The organism is Sphingobacterium sp. BN32, from assembly GCF_030503615.1.
GTDB lineage: Bacteria > Bacteroidota > Bacteroidia > Sphingobacteriales > Sphingobacteriaceae > Sphingobacterium.
In genome coordinates this window covers 4162332-4178844 of sequence record NZ_CP129963.1, presented here as the reverse complement: position 1 = coordinate 4178844, position 16513 = coordinate 4162332, and the positions used below count along the sequence as shown (strand labels likewise).

Annotated in this window: 13 protein-coding genes; 10 read left to right on the top strand and 3 right to left on the bottom strand. The window is 40.2% G+C overall.

Going from position 1 to position 16513, the window contains the following annotated elements; genetic code table 11:
- Positions 1–153: 153 nt before the first annotated feature.
- From QYC40_RS17690 to QYC40_RS17675, 4 genes are all read left to right on the top strand, one after another.
- Positions 154–342 (top strand): hypothetical protein, encoded by a 189-nt coding sequence (locus QYC40_RS17690; protein ID WP_301991555.1) that lies wholly within the window; start codon positions 154–156, stop codon positions 340–342.
- Between the two features lie 177 nt (positions 343–519).
- Complete coding sequence (locus QYC40_RS17685; RefSeq protein WP_301991553.1) at positions 520–3039, top strand: DUF5686 and carboxypeptidase-like regulatory domain-containing protein; 2520 nt, start codon at positions 520–522, stop codon at positions 3037–3039.
- A 2-nt stretch (positions 3040–3041) separates the two neighbouring features.
- Positions 3042–3812 carry an enoyl-CoA hydratase/isomerase family protein gene (locus tag QYC40_RS17680; RefSeq protein WP_301991552.1) on the top strand — a complete coding sequence of 257 codons (771 nt, stop codon included), beginning with the start codon at positions 3042–3044 and terminating at the stop codon, positions 3810–3812.
- Between the two features lie 32 nt (positions 3813–3844).
- The gene (locus QYC40_RS17675) at positions 3845–4906 is read left to right on the top strand and encodes an AI-2E family transporter (protein WP_301991550.1); all 1062 of its coding nucleotides are present in this window, start codon (positions 3845–3847) and stop codon (positions 4904–4906) included.
- Here QYC40_RS17675 and QYC40_RS17670 read toward each other — a convergent pair.
- Positions 4903–5541, bottom strand: a complete 639-nt coding sequence (locus QYC40_RS17670; RefSeq protein WP_301991549.1) for a 4'-phosphopantetheinyl transferase superfamily protein — start codon at positions 5539–5541, stop codon at positions 4903–4905. The two genes, QYC40_RS17675 and QYC40_RS17670, sit on opposite strands and share 4 nt — an antisense overlap.
- A gap of 191 nt (positions 5542–5732) precedes the next feature.
- Between QYC40_RS17670 and dcd the strand changes: the two genes are divergently transcribed.
- The gene (gene dcd, locus QYC40_RS17665) at positions 5733–6269 is read left to right on the top strand and encodes a dCTP deaminase (protein WP_301991544.1); all 537 of its coding nucleotides are present in this window, start codon (positions 5733–5735) and stop codon (positions 6267–6269) included.
- A gap of 12 nt (positions 6270–6281) precedes the next feature.
- Here the strand turns inward: dcd and QYC40_RS17660 are convergent, their stop codons facing one another.
- Positions 6282–6881, bottom strand: coding sequence for a hypothetical protein (locus QYC40_RS17660; RefSeq protein WP_301991543.1), 600 nt, complete (start codon positions 6879–6881; stop codon positions 6282–6284).
- Positions 6882–6979: 98 nt separating this feature from the next.
- Positions 6980–7693 carry an SMUG2 DNA glycosylase family protein gene (locus QYC40_RS17655; RefSeq protein WP_301991542.1) on the bottom strand — a complete coding sequence of 238 codons (714 nt, stop codon included), beginning with the start codon at positions 7691–7693 and terminating at the stop codon, positions 6980–6982.
- Between the two features lie 240 nt (positions 7694–7933).
- On the opposite strand from QYC40_RS17655, the gene QYC40_RS17650 reads away from it, so the two are divergent.
- The 5 genes from QYC40_RS17650 to QYC40_RS17630 all read left to right on the top strand — a co-directional run bounded on the left by QYC40_RS17650 (position 7934) and on the right by QYC40_RS17630 (position 16512).
- Positions 7934–8476 (top strand): RNA polymerase sigma-70 factor, encoded by a 543-nt coding sequence (locus QYC40_RS17650; RefSeq protein WP_301991541.1) that lies wholly within the window; start codon positions 7934–7936, stop codon positions 8474–8476.
- Positions 8477–8555: 79 nt separating this feature from the next.
- On the top strand, positions 8556–9713 hold the full coding sequence (locus QYC40_RS17645; protein WP_260039777.1) for a FecR family protein: 1158 nt from the start codon (positions 8556–8558) through the stop codon (positions 9711–9713).
- A 137-nt stretch (positions 9714–9850) separates the two neighbouring features.
- Complete coding sequence (locus QYC40_RS17640) at positions 9851–13375, top strand: TonB-dependent receptor (RefSeq protein ID WP_260039776.1); 3525 nt, start codon at positions 9851–9853, stop codon at positions 13373–13375.
- 20 nt (positions 13376–13395) lie between these two features.
- Entirely contained in the window at positions 13396–15111 is a 1716-nt protein-coding gene (locus QYC40_RS17635; protein ID WP_301991539.1) for a RagB/SusD family nutrient uptake outer membrane protein, read from the top strand.
- Between the two features lie 75 nt (positions 15112–15186).
- Positions 15187–16512, top strand: a complete 1326-nt coding sequence (locus QYC40_RS17630) for a M20 family metallopeptidase (protein ID WP_301991538.1) — start codon at positions 15187–15189, stop codon at positions 16510–16512.
- Position 16513: the final 1 nt, after the last annotated feature.

The window sequence follows — 16513 nt, the reverse complement described above, 5'->3', positions numbered from 1 at the left end:
CCAGAACTTTGATATTTAGTTGTGTTTCAGCGGAAACATTTATTTCAGGTATTTATACCCAGTCCTCTTCCGTAAAATACCCCTTATTGTTATTCATGCAACAATGACGGGATTAATCTGTTTATCTACCAAGAAGCATATTACAAAACAAACATGAAAGTATTTTCTATCTTTTTAAGTGCATTAGCAATCCTATCATTGTCGGCCTGTCAAGAGAAAAAGGTGCCAACCGGTTCGACGACAGCGCAAGATTCGGTGACCTTGGATCCAAATTTAGCGCCAACTGACACGTTGTCAAGCGATAGCAGCGACATCATTCTGCCGACAGAACCAGCACAATAAAAAGAATAACAACTTCTTAACATTCCAACCCCTACGGCTACGGTAAATTTGTGGGCGGTAACCGGCAATAATCCTAACTTATTGTGCCGAAGGGCTATATAATTTCCGATACTTTTCTTGTTAAATAATTTGAACTTTCACAACAAATTGTATCTTTATAAACATTCTATGTTGATTATGCGGATTGTTAAATTAGTATGTTTATTGCTCTTTGGATTCTTTTATACCCTAAGTAACAGTACCGCAGTATATGCACAATCTCCTATACGAGGAAAGGTCATTGATAGTGAAAGCAAGAAAGCACTGCCCGGTGCAACAATCCTTTGTTTAAAGGACCAGCAAGCTACATCTTCGGATTCATTAGGCAATTTCGTCCTTCAACTAAAACCTGGCGAATACCAGATTGAAGTTAGAGCAATGGGCTATAAGATACTCCATAAAAAAATAAGCACGCAGGATACATCCATTTTGTTGGCGTTGGACGATGAAGCCAATACCATTGAAGAGATTTCTATTACCCACCGCGGGAAGTATACAAACCGCAACAACAAGGCCGTTGAGCTGATTGACCTCGTGGTTCGGCACAAAAATCAAAACAGACTGCGTGGAAAAGATAGTTTATCCTTTGAACAATACGATAAGCTTAAGTTCGGTATGGTCAATCCGAAGCCTATTTTCAAACTCGGACTTTCCGATCTCAACTTTGTATTCAATAACCTCGATACGACCCAATTTAAAGATAAGAAGCTCCTAACCTTATTTATGGAAGAGAGCAACGCTAAAGTGTATAACAAGAAGAATCCGTCCAAATACAAGAAGATTGTTTACAGTCAGAAAAAAACGGAGTTCGACAAACGCTATATCAACAATCATAATATACAGTCCTATCTGAACTATATTTTTCAACCCATAGACGTATATGATGAAAGCGTGTTTATTCTGAATAAACAGTTTCTCAGCCCCATCGCTGATAATGGGAAACTGTACTATAAGTATTATATCCTCGATACCATCTTTAACAAAGAGGGTTACTTTATACAACTGGCGTTTGAACCTCGGAATAGCACGGACCTCTTATTTAAGGGAAAGCTACAGGTCAGTATGGATGGCTCTTATGCGGTTAAGAAAGCATTCCTCTCGATTGACAAGGATGCGAACATCAACTGGATCAATCAGGGGGAACTACGCTTTCACTACCGGAAGAATGAAGAGGGCGTGATGCTGCTCGATACGGCCCATGCATTTATCACCTTCGGAACAAAAAGAGGGGATGCGGTATTTGCGGATAGGTTGAGCGTACATACAGATTACCAACTGCCGGCAGAAATACCCGAAGGAACATTTCTTGGTGCGCCCATAGCAGTACAGCCTCAGGCAGATCAGGTAGCAACCCGTCGACCCGTAGCACTCAATGGGTTCGAACAGGCAACCTACGACAACATTGAACAGCTTAACAATAAAAAGAGCTTTAAAACCATGCTCGGCCTGGGATATCTCATTGCGCAGGGTTATTACAACCTGGGTAAATTCGAATTAGGCCCCTTGGAATACCTCTATAGTCGAAATAATATTGAAGGAAATCGTGTCAGGATAGGAGGGCGAACAACCCAAGACTTGACGGATAAAGCATTTTTCGAAGGCTATATGGCCTACGGGACAGACGATCAAAAGCTAAAATACTACCTAAAGTCAGCAGTTTCGTTAAACGGAAAGTCAGTGGTGACTTTTCCAGCGCACTATTTAGAAGCTACTGTGCAATCCGATATTATGGAACCCGGCCAACAGCTTTCTTTTCTCAAAGGTGATAGTTTCTTTCGTTCAATTCGTAAGAATCGACCAACAAAATGGTTTGATACGCAGGGATATCAGTTACAGCATGTCGTCGAATTTGGAAATCATATCAGTATAACGACGGGTTTTACCCACCAGAGCAGGAATACCATTGGCGATTTAAGGCTGGTGAATTCAGGAAATCCAGACGAATTGATTACCGAGGTCAACAGCAATGAGGTACATGTTGACCTACGTTGGGCACCATACGAGAAGTTTTATTATCGAAATTTGACAAGAAGAACGATCAAAGAAAAATACCCGGTGTTCAATGTCAAATACACGCGAAGCCTGGATGGCTTTTGGAATACCAGCTATGCCTATGAGAAAGTTTCCTTAGCGGCCTCCAAGCGGTTTTTTCTAAATCAATTGGGATTCGCAGATGTCAAATTAACTGGCGGAAAGATCTGGGGCACTCTGCCTTATACGCTCTTGGAGATGCCAAATGTAAAACAACCAGATGATCGACATGCCATAGATTATGGCATGATGAACCAAATGGAATTTGCAGCCGATCAATACCTTAAACTTGGATTCTCACATGAGCTACAAGGTTTCCTGTTTAATAAAGTACCGTTTCTGAAGAAACTGAATCTGCGAGAAATATGGGGAGCAAATATGTTCTACGGAAAAATAAGTGACCATAATAACCCTTATCTTAGTGATGAGGTCGTTGAATTTGACAAAAATAACGAAGGGCAGACCATGACGCAGGTATTGAATAAAGCACCCTACTGGGAAGGATCGGTCGGAATCGACAATATATTAAACTTCTTGCGGGTGGAATATGTAAAACGCCTAACTTATCAAGGATTACCAAATGGTGAAAAAGAAAGAGTTAGGGTATCTATTAATATCAATTTTTAATTATGAGCTATCAGAACCTATCATTATCTCATAAGGGATATACAGCCTATGTAACAATCAACCGTGAAGCAAAACTCAATGCGTTGAATTACGAGACTATTGCGGAACTAAAAGCGGTATTCCACGAATTACAAAAGGATGATAACACCCGTGGGGTAATCCTAACGGGAAGCGGAGAGAAAGCCTTCGTGGCGGGTGCCGATATACAGGAGTTTCTGGAGAAATCCAATGAACAAGCCATGGAATTATCTGCTTTCGGACATGAGTTGATGGACAGCCTATCGACATTCCCAAAGCCGGTCATCGCCGCGATCAACGGCTTTGCGCTGGGAGGAGGACTAGAGTTGGCATTAGCATGCCACATGCGATTGGCATCAGAAAATGCTAAAATGGGCCTGCCAGAAGTATCTCTGGGCTTAATTCCAGGTTATGGAGGAACACAACGCCTAACGCAGTTAGTAGGGAAAGGAAAAGCCTTGGAAATGATCCTTACCGGAGATATGATCGACGCGAAGGATGCCTATCAATGGGGATTGGTCAATAAAGTAGTTCCACAAGATGCATTATTGAATGCTGCTGAAGCGTTCCTCCAAAAAACCTACCTACGCTCGAAAACAGCGATTGCAACAGCAATTCATGTGGTAAATGCAGGATTTGAAAAAGCAATAGACGGCTATCAGATAGAGATCGAGAGCTTCGGAAAAAGCTTCGGATCAGAAGATTTTAAAGAAGGAGTGACCGCATTTTTAGAGAAAAGAAAACCAAATTTCTAATTTATTGTTACTCATAAAATAGACCTGATTTTATGAGTAACAATGACGTTTTCTCGCAGAAAGAGCGAAATATTATTATCCTGCTAATTGTCATCATCTTAGGTGGCATTATCCTCTATGCAACACGAGGAATATTTGGCGCATTTTTAGGGACCATGGTCATGTATACCCTGTTTCGAAACCTCAATATCTTCTTGATTGAGAAGTGGAGGTGGCCAAAACCCTTAGTCTCAGTATTCATTATTATCCTCTCCATTATCATCATTGTATTGCCCTTTGTTGGTATTGGTAAGATGCTGTTTGACAAAGCCGTTGAACTCCAACAGAACCCACAATGGGTGAGGAAAATTATGGAGGCAGTAGACCATTTTGTAGGGGATAAGCTCGGACAGCCCGATTTGCTGGAGAAGCAGTTGGAGGCCAGCTCCTCTTATCTTGGTGGCTTGCTTACCTCAGCTTTAGGTGGAGCGGCAAATGCATTCCTCGTTATTACCGTTATGTATTTTATTCTCTACTTCCTTTTTGTTAATTACAGAGGATTTGAGGGTAGTTTAATCCACTATCTACCCTTCGATGATGAGAACGCCGTCGTGTTCGGAGAGGAGCTTAAAAACATTACCTACGCGAATATTATCGGTCAGACCATTATCGCTATCATCCAGGGAGCTTGTCTCGCGCTCGGATTTTCGATATTTGGTGCAAAAGATCCCATTTTCTGGGGCGTCATCTGTGCGATTCTGTCTTTCGTCCCTTTATTAGGTCCACCATTGATTTTTGTTCCGGCAGCACTGGTTTTGCTTGCTAATGGCCAAACATGGCAAGGGGTTGGACTCTTGATATGGGGATTCGGTCTGGTGATCAATATCGACAACGTATTACGGTTGATTATCGCAAAGCGCGTAGGCGATATACATCCTATCATCACCGTCATCGGAGTTATCATCGGTATACCACTTTTTGGGCTAATGGGTTTAGTGTATGGTCCTCTGCTATTAGCTTATTTCTTGATTGCCGTGCGGATTTATAAGGGAAATAAACGCTTATCCCTGAAAAGAGACACACTTCAAGATCAGTTGGATGATTCGGGAGCCTAGGCTACCACATAGCCTAGCATATACTCATTGAATCGTTCGTAGTACACCTGGAAAGGACTGCTTTCACCTTCCTTCTCCAGGTGGGCCGTCATGACTCCCTGTGGAGTATAGACAAAAGGATCTATCGTGATATTATGTAGGAAAGAGACGCCTTTATTGCCTTGAAGCTTATAAACAGCTTCTTTTGCGCACCAGCATGCATATAGCTGGTTCACTTGTTCGTCCCCAGTAATAAAAGCAAGTTCCTCCGGCTTCAAGAACTTTTCCTTGATTCGCATCACCTTGTCTTTCACGATCTCCAAGTCTATCCCGCAATATCCTTTTGTACTCAGCATAGCGCCCGCGTAATCATAGGAATGGGTGAGGGAAATCTCATACGGATAATCCGGAAGATAAGGTTTTCCATTAGCATCAGAAGGACAATTGATGTAATCCTTTGTTTGCAAAAGATAGCGCAGTAGTACCCGAGTCGCAAGCCAATGCAGCGTACGCTTGCCCTTGGCCAATGTCTTCAGCTTCTTTTGTTCCGATTCGTCCAGTTGCAGATGCTTCAATAACTCAGCTTCTGTCTCCTCAATCTTCCACAAAGCAATGCGACTCTCGGAATCAATCTCTTTTAAATATGCTAATGCCATAAATCAAATGTATAAGATTTTAGCTTTATTGCATAACAACAGCAGTATTATATGGTTTTAATAAAATATGATTTTGTCCATAGCCGCTCGGCACAAACTGGCTAAACAAAACTATCATCCTAAATTTGCGTGCTGTCTGCGAATAGTGTATTTTTGAATCCTGCTAATGAACAGCAGATTAGCTTGCCCTTATGATATTATCAGATAAAAGAATTTTAGAGGAAATCGACAATGGAACGATTGTTATCGAGCCGTTCGATCGCAAGTGCCTAGGCACAAATTCATACGACGTTCACTTAGGTAAATACCTAGCAACATATAAAGACAAAGAACTGGATGCCAAGAAACACAATGAAATTGTACATTTTGAAATTCCAGAGGAGGGTTATGTGCTGCAACCCGGAACGCTGTACCTTGGTGTGACACTAGAGTATACCGAAACGCATGGGCATGTACCTTTCTTAGAAGGGAAATCTAGTACCGGACGTTTAGGAATTGATATTCATGCAACCGCAGGAAAGGGCGATGTGGGCTTCTGCAATACCTGGACACTTGAAATATCTGTAGCACAACCCGTGCGTGTCTATGCCGGAATGCCAATCGGTCAATTGATCTACTTCGTTGTTGAAGGTGATATTGAAACATTCTACAATAGCAAAGGAAACGCAAAATACAATAACAAAACAATCCGACCGGTGGAGAGTATGATGTGGAAGAATGCCTTTTAAAAAAGAAACTTCCTACCGTTTTAGAAATCCATTAACAAGTGCTTTCCACTGCGGATAGGATGCGCCTAGTTTGGCACTGAGGGCAACAAAAAGGTTTCTTATCCGATCGACGAGTGAGTCCATCTCCAGGTTGATAACTTCATTGCGACCATAATAGCACGCGTGTACAGTCTTGCCCACGCGATTGATTTGAAAACTTGAGGTTGCCAGACTTTTGAAAAAATGTTTGGTTTCCTCGTCGTCCGAATCGTCGGGGTTCGAGCTAGGGCGTACAGTCATCGTAATCGTTTCGCTGCCTGTGGTGTTGCTCTCACTGATTTGTTCGATGCGAACATAATCATAACCGCCCGTGCTCGATAGACCTGGACCCGGAATATCAATCTTAATAAAATCGCCTTCTTGGGGCATTTGATTGCTAGGTTTTCCATGGCGATCCAAATGTTCAAAACTAGAAGCCGGAAGACTCGCAATAGCAAACCAATTGCTGATATTGAGCAGTCGATCCTTCGCCTTTAAATAAAATGCTTTCGCTTCGATACTTTTTTCGAATTCTATAAATTCATCGATATCTAATTTCTTACCCTTAACCTGTGGTGGAATATGATGTTTCATGCTTGTTTTCTTTTTAGAACAAGCTTAAAACTAATTTGGTTGGCTTTAAATCAGAATGAATTCCTGACACCTTGTTAATGCGCCACGCAAGACCTCCACTATTTGACTTTTTGATTTTGGAAATGCGCCGAAAAGGCTTGCAGGTATCCGTCGATGTATAGTTCTGCATCCTTTGACTTGTATTGCTGAATATAGCGGGGATGATCTAAAATAACCGTACGATTAAATAAGCCGGCCTCTTTGTTCAATTTCTGCAGAAACTGTGCATTCTTTTTTCCTAGTACATACACTTCCTTCGTGTATAAACCCAGATTGATATGTCTTTTCATACTATCTATCATAAAGGGTCGAAGGCAGTCAAATAGTTCAGGATCATCGTAATAGTTCGCGTTCAGCCAGACATTTCCGTGTTGTCTGACGATTGCTAGGGGGAACGGCGAATTAATGTAGAAATCCCGATAAAAAGCGTGTGCACCGCCATAAGCAACGATCGCCTTATACATAAAGACCGATGAAATCTCATGCGTATGAGCAGAAGGCATCACAATCCCACATGCCGATGCAAGTCGTTTAGTGTCAGTAAATGGAATTCCGGTTACCGCTGCACCATGACGACTCGGATTGATGCCGATGATAAAAGAACGCTTGAAATGATCCCCATAGAATTTGCGGTAAAAAGTCTTCATCACATCTACTGCTAAAGGATTATCCCGAAAAGGATTGATGACCTGAAACCCCGGAGGCAATGGCCCATCATAATTCAAATTAAGATTGAAATCTATTATTTTATCGCCTATCGTTTCCTTACCCATATGACTAAAAATACAAAAAAGTCCTTTAATGTCCTTAATATACAAGACTCATAGTAAATAGAACCCTAAAGCCGCCATTGAGATTGTTTTGAACGATGAAAGCTTATATCAAAGGAAATCGGTAATCTATTCTAAGAAGTGTAGATTAACGAGTTTACGAAAACCAAAGCACCAAATTTTTTGTCAATACAAGTTGTATTATTTAAATTTGATTAATAACCTAAACTATTCTACAAAATTATGAGAGCCAATTTGGAAGTTCATATAAAGGAACTTTTCGATCAGTACTTTCTTTCGTTGGTTGAATTTTCATGGCATTTTGTAAAATGTCGTGATACAGCTTTGGACATCGTTCAAGATATCTTCGCGAAAATTCTCGATAAAAGATTGGAAGTTCCCCAAAATGGTACATCCGCGAAAAGTTATTTGTATCGATCGGTTAAAAATGCGTCATTGAATTATGTTAGGCACATAAAAATCATTGAGAATTATAATCGTGCCACTTCCTTTAATGAAGTTTCCGACGAAGACGTTGTAGATGCAATGATAAACGCTGAAATTCTCAGCCAACTCTATTTCGCAATTCAATCTTTGCCAAAAGGTTGTCAAGAAGTTTGTCGATTAACATATTTAGAGGGTAAATCAAACAGTGAAGTGGCAGAACTATTCGGTGTTTCTATAAACACAATAAAAACACAAAAGAAAAGATCGCTCGAGCTGCTACGGGCTCGACTTTCTCCTACCCTAGTGTTATTAAAAAATATACTCTTAATTTTTTTATAATTTTCTTTTCATCCTTTTTCCCAACACGTGTGTCTTAATCTTTAGAAGAGGGGGAGAGAACTTAAATTATGAAAGACACATGAATCAAGAACAGTTTAGAATTGCTGAGCTAGTCAGTCGTTTTCTCACAGATGAATTGTCGAAAGATGAATTTCAAGAGCTATCGAATTTCAGAACAAAATATCCTTATTTAGATAAGTGGTTCGAGCAAAAAGATATTAAACTCGGTGAAGTAAGTCGAAAATTATCAGCATATAAAGATTTCTCGCACGAAAGTCATTGGAACGAAATCGTTGTAAAGCAAAAGGAAATGGGGCGTGAAAGAAAGCGAAATAATTTTCGCTTGTGGGTGGTTGCAGCTTCGATTATTCTTATAAGTACTCTAGCGTTAACAGTCTTTTTAAATAATCAATCGGTAAGAAGCGCTTCCCCGATGGAGAATGCCAAGGCAGTGATAAGCCCAGGTGAAGATAAAGCACTGCTAATTCTTTCAGATGGAACCATTGTAGATTTAACAAATTCGAAAAGCGATAGTTTAATTGACGGAGAAATGAAATTATCCAGGAGTGAAACTACCTTAGATTATCAAAATTCGACCCGCGCCACAAATGATAACCATACGCTAAAAGTTCCGATCGGAGGGACATATAAAATAGTTCTTGCGGATGGGACGAAAGTGTGGATGAACTCCGATTCTGAGCTAATATTTCCAACGGCTTTCGTTGGAGAAGAAAGACGGGTTCGGATGAAAGGTGAAGCATTTTTCGAAATTGCTGTCGATAAGGCAAAGCCATTTCGCGTAGAAGTAGGGAGCACAATAATTGAAGCCTTGGGTACAACATTTAATGTGAATACACATCTTATTGAAAACCGAACCAAGACTATATTAACGGAGGGCAAAATAAAAGTATATAGTGAGGGGAGACATCAGCTGGTAGACCCGGGGTATGCCACCATTACGGGACAAGGGGAAATATTGTTGAAGAGGGCCGACATTGAAGAAGCTTTGGCATGGAAAGATGGGTACTTCTATTTTGACAGTAAAAATTTAAAGGAAGTGTTGGAAGAAGTAGCAAGATGGTATAACGTAAACCTAGACATAAGATCGCGATTAACAACCAAACGCTTTAAAGGAGGGCTAAAAAAAAGTGCTTCTATAGAAACGGTTTGTGCTGTTCTCACTGATCTGACTGGGTATCAATTCAAAATCGTTGATAGAAGCTTAATTGTGAAATAAAAAATAAAAGAATTATGAGACAAAACTATTAAATGAAATTTTAGGCTAAATAACTGGAGGTACCCTCATACCCCCAGTAAATGATATGGCCACATTGAATGAACTAACATTTTTATAACCAAAATCTAACCAAAGGTATGGATAATATCTTATCAATTCAACGATGTTCGCATCGTTGGCACACGCTATTCAAAATTATCCTTGTGATGAAATTGACCATCTTAATTCTCGTTTTTTGCAGTCTAAATGTGTTGTCGAAAGGACTCGCTCAGACTGTAACTCTCCATCTCTCCAATAACACGTTGGAAAAGGCAATCAGTTCGATTAAAAAGCAAACGGGTTATCGCTTTATCTATCAGGAAGAGTTGCTTAACAACACAAAAATGGTAAGCTTAAATTTAAAGGATGCTCCATTAAAATTAGTATTGGACAAACTACTCGAAGGACAAGCATTGACTTATTCACTTCACGAAGGCACGGTTGTGCTTAAGAGAGCTATCGCCAAGAAAACTGAGATTGCTCTGGATGAAACAACACAACGCCTCCTTTCTGGAATGATTCAAGCGCAAGGGGGAGAAGGCCTTGCGAGTGTTACGGTACGAAACCTGACGAATGGGAGCACAACGTCATCCGATGAATCTGGAGCCTTCCATCTTGATAACGTTTCTATCAACGATGAATTGCAATTCTCTTTATTAGGCTATAAAAGCATTAAAATAACAGTTAAAGACTTCGGTAGAAAAAACATTACTCTAGTCGTTGCAGAACAAGAAGTCGATGAAGTGGTTGTTATTGGCTATGGTACACAGAAAAAAGTAAATTTAACCGGTGCGGTCGATGTTGTTGGGAAGGAAGAATTAGCGAATAGACCCGCAGCTAATATATCAATGCTGATTCAGGGGGCGGCTCCCAATACAAACATCTCATTAAATAGTCTAGGTGGAGAACCGGGGGCATCTCAAAAATGGCAAATTAGAGGGGTTGGGTCAATCTCAGGAAATACTACGCCTCTAATTTTAGTAGATGGTGTCGAATCTAATGTTAATCTTGTAGACCCAGAAACCGTGGAGAGTATTTCTATCTTAAAAGACGCTTCAGCATCAGCGGTTTACGGGTCGCGTGCAGCTTTTGGAGTGGTGCTAATAACTACGAAAAAGGGCGCAAAGAACCAACCAACTCGTATAGAATATAGCAACAATTTGTCTGCCACAGTGCCCATTTATGTTCCTAATATGGAAAGCTCACTGGTTTATGCAACCGCATTCAATCAAGCAGCGACGAACGCAGGAATTACACCAACGTTTGGACAAGAGCAACTTGAGAGAATCAAAGGATATATAGACGGAACTTATTTGACCGAGTATGATCCTGCAAAACCGCCGTACAACCTTTGGAGGGGAAGATGGGATGGAAATGCCAATTATAATTGGACGAGAGAGTACTACAAAAAATCATTTCTGCAACAAAAGCATAATGTTAATCTGAGTGGAGGAAGCGAGAAAAATCAGTTTTATATAAGTAGCGGTTTCTTTGACCAACCTGGCGCCGCAACATGGGGAAATGACGGCTATAAGCGATACAACATCCTCGCTAATGTGAGTTCTCAAGTGGCAGATTGGCTTTCTTTTAATTTTAGTTCAAGATATGGAAGAAGTAATAATAATCTCCCGCTGGGTATGGTTGGTTTAGAAAGAACATACACTTGGTCTCAGTTTATCAATTTTTGGCCAACGATGCCAATGTATAATATTGATGGAAGTATCTCCAACCCGTTAGTATTAGTTCTGGATAAGGGTGGGAGAATCTTGACTGAAGACCATGATTTATGGCTTAATTTAGGAGCTGAGATAGAACCTTTGAAAGGTTGGAAGACCAGTTTTTCCTACAAATATAACTATCGCTGGGGATCAAACACCCAAAATCCATTGCCTGTTTCCGTGCCGATTCCTAATGGAGCGACTGGAAATATTGGAGAGGCTGCTTCGGGCTATCGATCCGCTTTACATCAAGGGCAATATAACTTATTAAGTATGTTCACGTCATACGAACGGAATATAGGTTCACACTACCTGAAAGGTTTGGTTGGATACGAGGAAGACGTTGATAAATCAAAAGGGCTATACGGGTTTAAAAGAAATCTGATTACGGATCAAGTGCCGTCAATCAGTACTGCTACTGGGGACTTTACCTTAGATGATGCTATGGATCATTGGGCTACACAAGGTGTATTTGGACGTATAAACTATAATTTTGATGAAAAATATTTATTCGAAGCAAGTGCGCGTTATGATGGCTCTTCACGTTTCGCTCCTGGAAAAAGGTGGGGATTCTTCCCTTCATTTTCAGCAGGCTACAATATATCGAAAGAGCATTTTTGGGAACCTATCAAACCCTATTTGAATACGTTCAAACTGAGAGGTTCTTATGGTGCATTAGGGAATCAAAATGTTGCTAATTATCTTTATTTACCAACTATCCCAATCCAATACAGAAGGATAACCGATAATTCAACAAACCCTGGATATATCATCGGCAATGAAATTCCATTATATGCTAATGCTCCTAGACTCTTAAGCCCAGATTTAACATGGGAAAAAATTACTACGCTCAATCTAGGTGCGGAAGTATCATTACTGAACAGTCGATTAGACTTAGTATTTGATTGGTACAATCGTATAACATCCGATATGCTCGGCCCTACTGCCCAACTCCCAGCTACTTTAGGAGCATCATTGCCTCAAAGCAATAATGCTAAACTTTCGACAAAAGGTTATGAGTTGACTTTGGCATGGAATGATAGGATTTCGGAACAAGTGAGCTATAATCTGAAAGCAAATTTTGCGGATAATAAAACAAAAATATTGGAATATTATAATCAAGCGGGATTAGTCCATAATTGGTATGCTGGAAAAGAATACGGAGAGGTGTGGGGATTAACAACAGACCGTATCATGCAGTCCGCGGATGAGAATATGCCAGATCAATCTTTTTATCATTCGAGATGGGGAGCTGGAGATATCATCTATAAAGATTTAGATGGGAATGGTAAAATTGACGAAGGTGATAGAACGCTCAACAACCATGGGGACTTATCAATTATCGCGAACACTGCTCCAAGATATTTTTATTCTTTGTCGGCAGGAATTAATTGGAAAGGATTTGATTTTAATATGTTTTGGCAGGGGATAGGAAAGCGTGATTTCCTTCCCAATACGACATCTGAGTATTTTTGGGGTATTATGGCAGCTCCTAATACTTCCGGGGTTTTCAAAGGGGGTAAAATGCTTGATTATTGGCGCCCAGCAGACGAGACGAATATGTTTGGACCAAACACCAACTCATATTTTCCAAAACCTTATTTCTCTGCTGAAAGAGCTAAGAATATTCGTGACCAGAGTCGTTATGTATTAAACGCTTCATACATTCGCCTTAAAAATCTGCAAATAGGTTATTCGATACCTAAAAATATTTTAGACCGAGTCTTCGTAAGTCGTGCGCGAATTTATTTTTCTGCAGAAAATCTATTGACTTTTTCGACGCTTCCGAAACTTTATGAACCTGAAACTGCGGTTGCATCTAATCCGAGAGATGGAGGGGTTGATATGGGCGAAATCTACCCAATTAATCAAATGTATTCATTTGGGATAAACCTAACATTTTAGAATATATTAATCTGAATAACATGACACTACATAAATATATTTTCGTATTAATTGCAGCAATAGCAGTGCTGAGCGCTTGCAAAAGAGGCGACTTTTTAGATAGATATCCTTTAGATGCTATTTCCGAACCTGTATTTTTCAAAACGCCGAACGATTTGAAACTGTATGTAAATCAGTACTATGAAAGAGGAAATTTCAATGTAAGGACACAGGCTGGAGGTGACTTGGGGACAGATGTTTACTTGACACAAAATAGTATCGACGCTCGTCTAGAAGGAAATAGAACGATTAACAGCGCGGCAGCATTAAATTATACGAACATTCGTAGTATTAACTACTTTTTTCAACAATATAGAAACGTTGAGGGTGATTTTGATACATACAAGCAATACGTTGGTGAAGCACATTTCTTTAAGGCATTTTTCTACTTTAATTTGTTAAAAAGCATTGGTGACGTCCAATGGTTAGATAACGTATTGACGACTGATTCACCTGAGCTTTTCGAAAAACGTACCGCTAGAAATATTGTAGCAGATAACATAATCACGCATCTAGACAGTGCTGTAATGTATTTGAGTGAAAGCAAGTTAGACGAAAGTACAAGAATCAATAAGTGGGTGGCCCTGCTTTTTCAGTCACGAGTAGCATTATACGAAGGAACTTGGCAAAAGTATCACAACGGCACGGTGTTCGGAGTAGAAAATCCCAATCCGAATAAATATTTTGAGAAGGCTGTTCAAGCAGCAGAACAAGTTATGCATTCAGGGCTTTACTCAATTTATACAACGGGGAAGCCACAGGTTGATTACGTTAATCTTTTCGGCCTTAGAGAATATGCGACTAATACGGAGGTTATGTTTTGGACCAAGATGAATATTGCACTTGGAATTCATAGCCACAATAAATTAAGTGCACTCGAAGTCCCTGGAGGCTTTGGTTTAACTAAAGAATTTGCCGACTCTTACTTATGTGTTGATGGTAAGCCGATATCATCAAGCCCGCTTTTTAAAGGTTACAATAACATTAGCACCGAAACGGAAAATAGAGATCCGCGAATGATGCAGACTATTTTTAACCCCTCATTGGATTGGCAGATCGATGCGACGGGAAATGTAAAGAAATGGCAGGAGGTTTACCTAAGAATGTATACTGGCAATACTTTTTCATCACCAACAGGTTATGTAAGGCGGAAAGACTATAACCCTGTTATGGCCTACCACCATCTAAACTTCGAAGAAACCCCCACAGCACAGTACCGCTATGCGGAAGTTTTGCTTAATTATATTGAAGCAAAAGCTGAACTAGGGCAAGCCTCTCAAATTGACCTCGATATGTCTATAAACAAAATCAGAAACAGAGCTGGGATGCCTGATTTAGTGCTTAATCGTATTCCATTCGATTCAAATTGGGATTTCCCGGCTTTATCGCCTTTGATGAATGAGATTCGAAGAGAACGAAAAATCGAGCTCGTATTTGAGAACTTGCGCTGGGATGATATTGCCCGATGGGCAGCCGCAGATGAGCTGATAGTTGGAAAAAGACCTAAAGGAACAAAGGGATCTCAATTTGCAAATACTCCAAGCTTTCCTGTTGACGAAGATGGATTCCTTGATCCGTTTAAGGCTAGACTTCCTTCTGGATATGGTTTCAAGCTTGATAGAGATTACCTAAACCCTATCCCTATGAGTGAAATAACTTTAAATCCACAATTAATACAGAACCCTGGATGGGATTAATATAGAATTGTTCAATAGAAGCTTGTCAAAGCCGTTTTTGAACGAATATTAATAGATGTAATATCAATTAACGCTATGAAGAAATTTATTGCAACTGTATTGATCATTGGTTTAATACAATATCATGCACATAGTCAAGAAAAGCATTTAGATGAGCTTCGAAATCTAATTAGTAGTAGTTTTCCTCAATTAGAAAGGATATATAAGGACCTTCATGCAAACCCAGAACTTTCTTTACAAGAAGCATACACTTCAAAACGCTTGTCAGCCGAGCTAAAGAAGATAGGTATTTCGGTCACAAGTAATATTGGCGGATATGGAATTGTCGGGCTCTTGTCAAACGGAGAGGGACCCACTATAATGATACGAACTGACATGGATGCCTTACCCATTCAAGAAGAAACAGGCTTGTCCTATGCTAGTAGCATAAGGATGAAAGATAAGAATGGCATAGAAACGGCGGTTATGCATGCTTGTGGGCATGATTTTCATATGTCCACTTGGCTAGGAGTCGCGAAGGTATTGATGCAGATGAAATCGACATGGAAAGGAACTATAGTATTTGTGGGACAACCTGCTGAAGAGATTGGTGTTGGAGCTCGCGCTATGATAGCGGACGGTTTGTTCGACAGATTTCCTAGGCCTAATTACGCGTTAGCTTTGCATGTGAATCCTAGTCTTAAAGCAGGGACCATTGGGTATTGCTCGGGATATGCATTAGCGAACGTCGATAATATTTCAATAAGAGTGAAAGGGAAGGGTGGGCACGGAGCATCTCCGCACACGGCAATAGATCCTATTGTTATATCAGCGAAGATAGTGCTCGGATTGCAAACGATAATTTCTAGAGAGGTGTCGCCAATTCAATCACCTTCCGTAATTACGGTTGGGTCGATTCACGGCGGAACAGCTGGAAACGTAATTCCTAACGAAGTGGAGATGAAACTCACTGTTCGGTCCTTTGGAAAGGAAAGTCGCGAGTTTTTAATAAACCGTATTAAAGCTACGACAGAAGGAGTAGCTTTTGCAAGTGGCCTTGAGAAAAGCGATTTCCCAGAAGTTAATGTCAATAATCAATATACCCCCTCTGTGTACAACAATCCAGAGTTGACAAATCTTTTGGCGCAGGAATTGGGGAAAGTTTTAGGGAAGGAAAACATTGTTTCTTTGAAACAGGAGATGGTGGGAGAGGATTTCGGTAATTATACTATGGTAGAACCTAGAATTCCAACGTTGATATACTCTGTAGGAACTTCTCAGGAGCCCTCAACGATTGATGGTTCGGTATTCAATTTCCCTGTCCATTCTAGCAAATTTTCTCCTGTGTTGGATCCAAGTCTAAAAACTGCGGTCCTAAGTATGGCGTATTCTGTATTAGTTCTATTAGAAAAGAATAAATAAA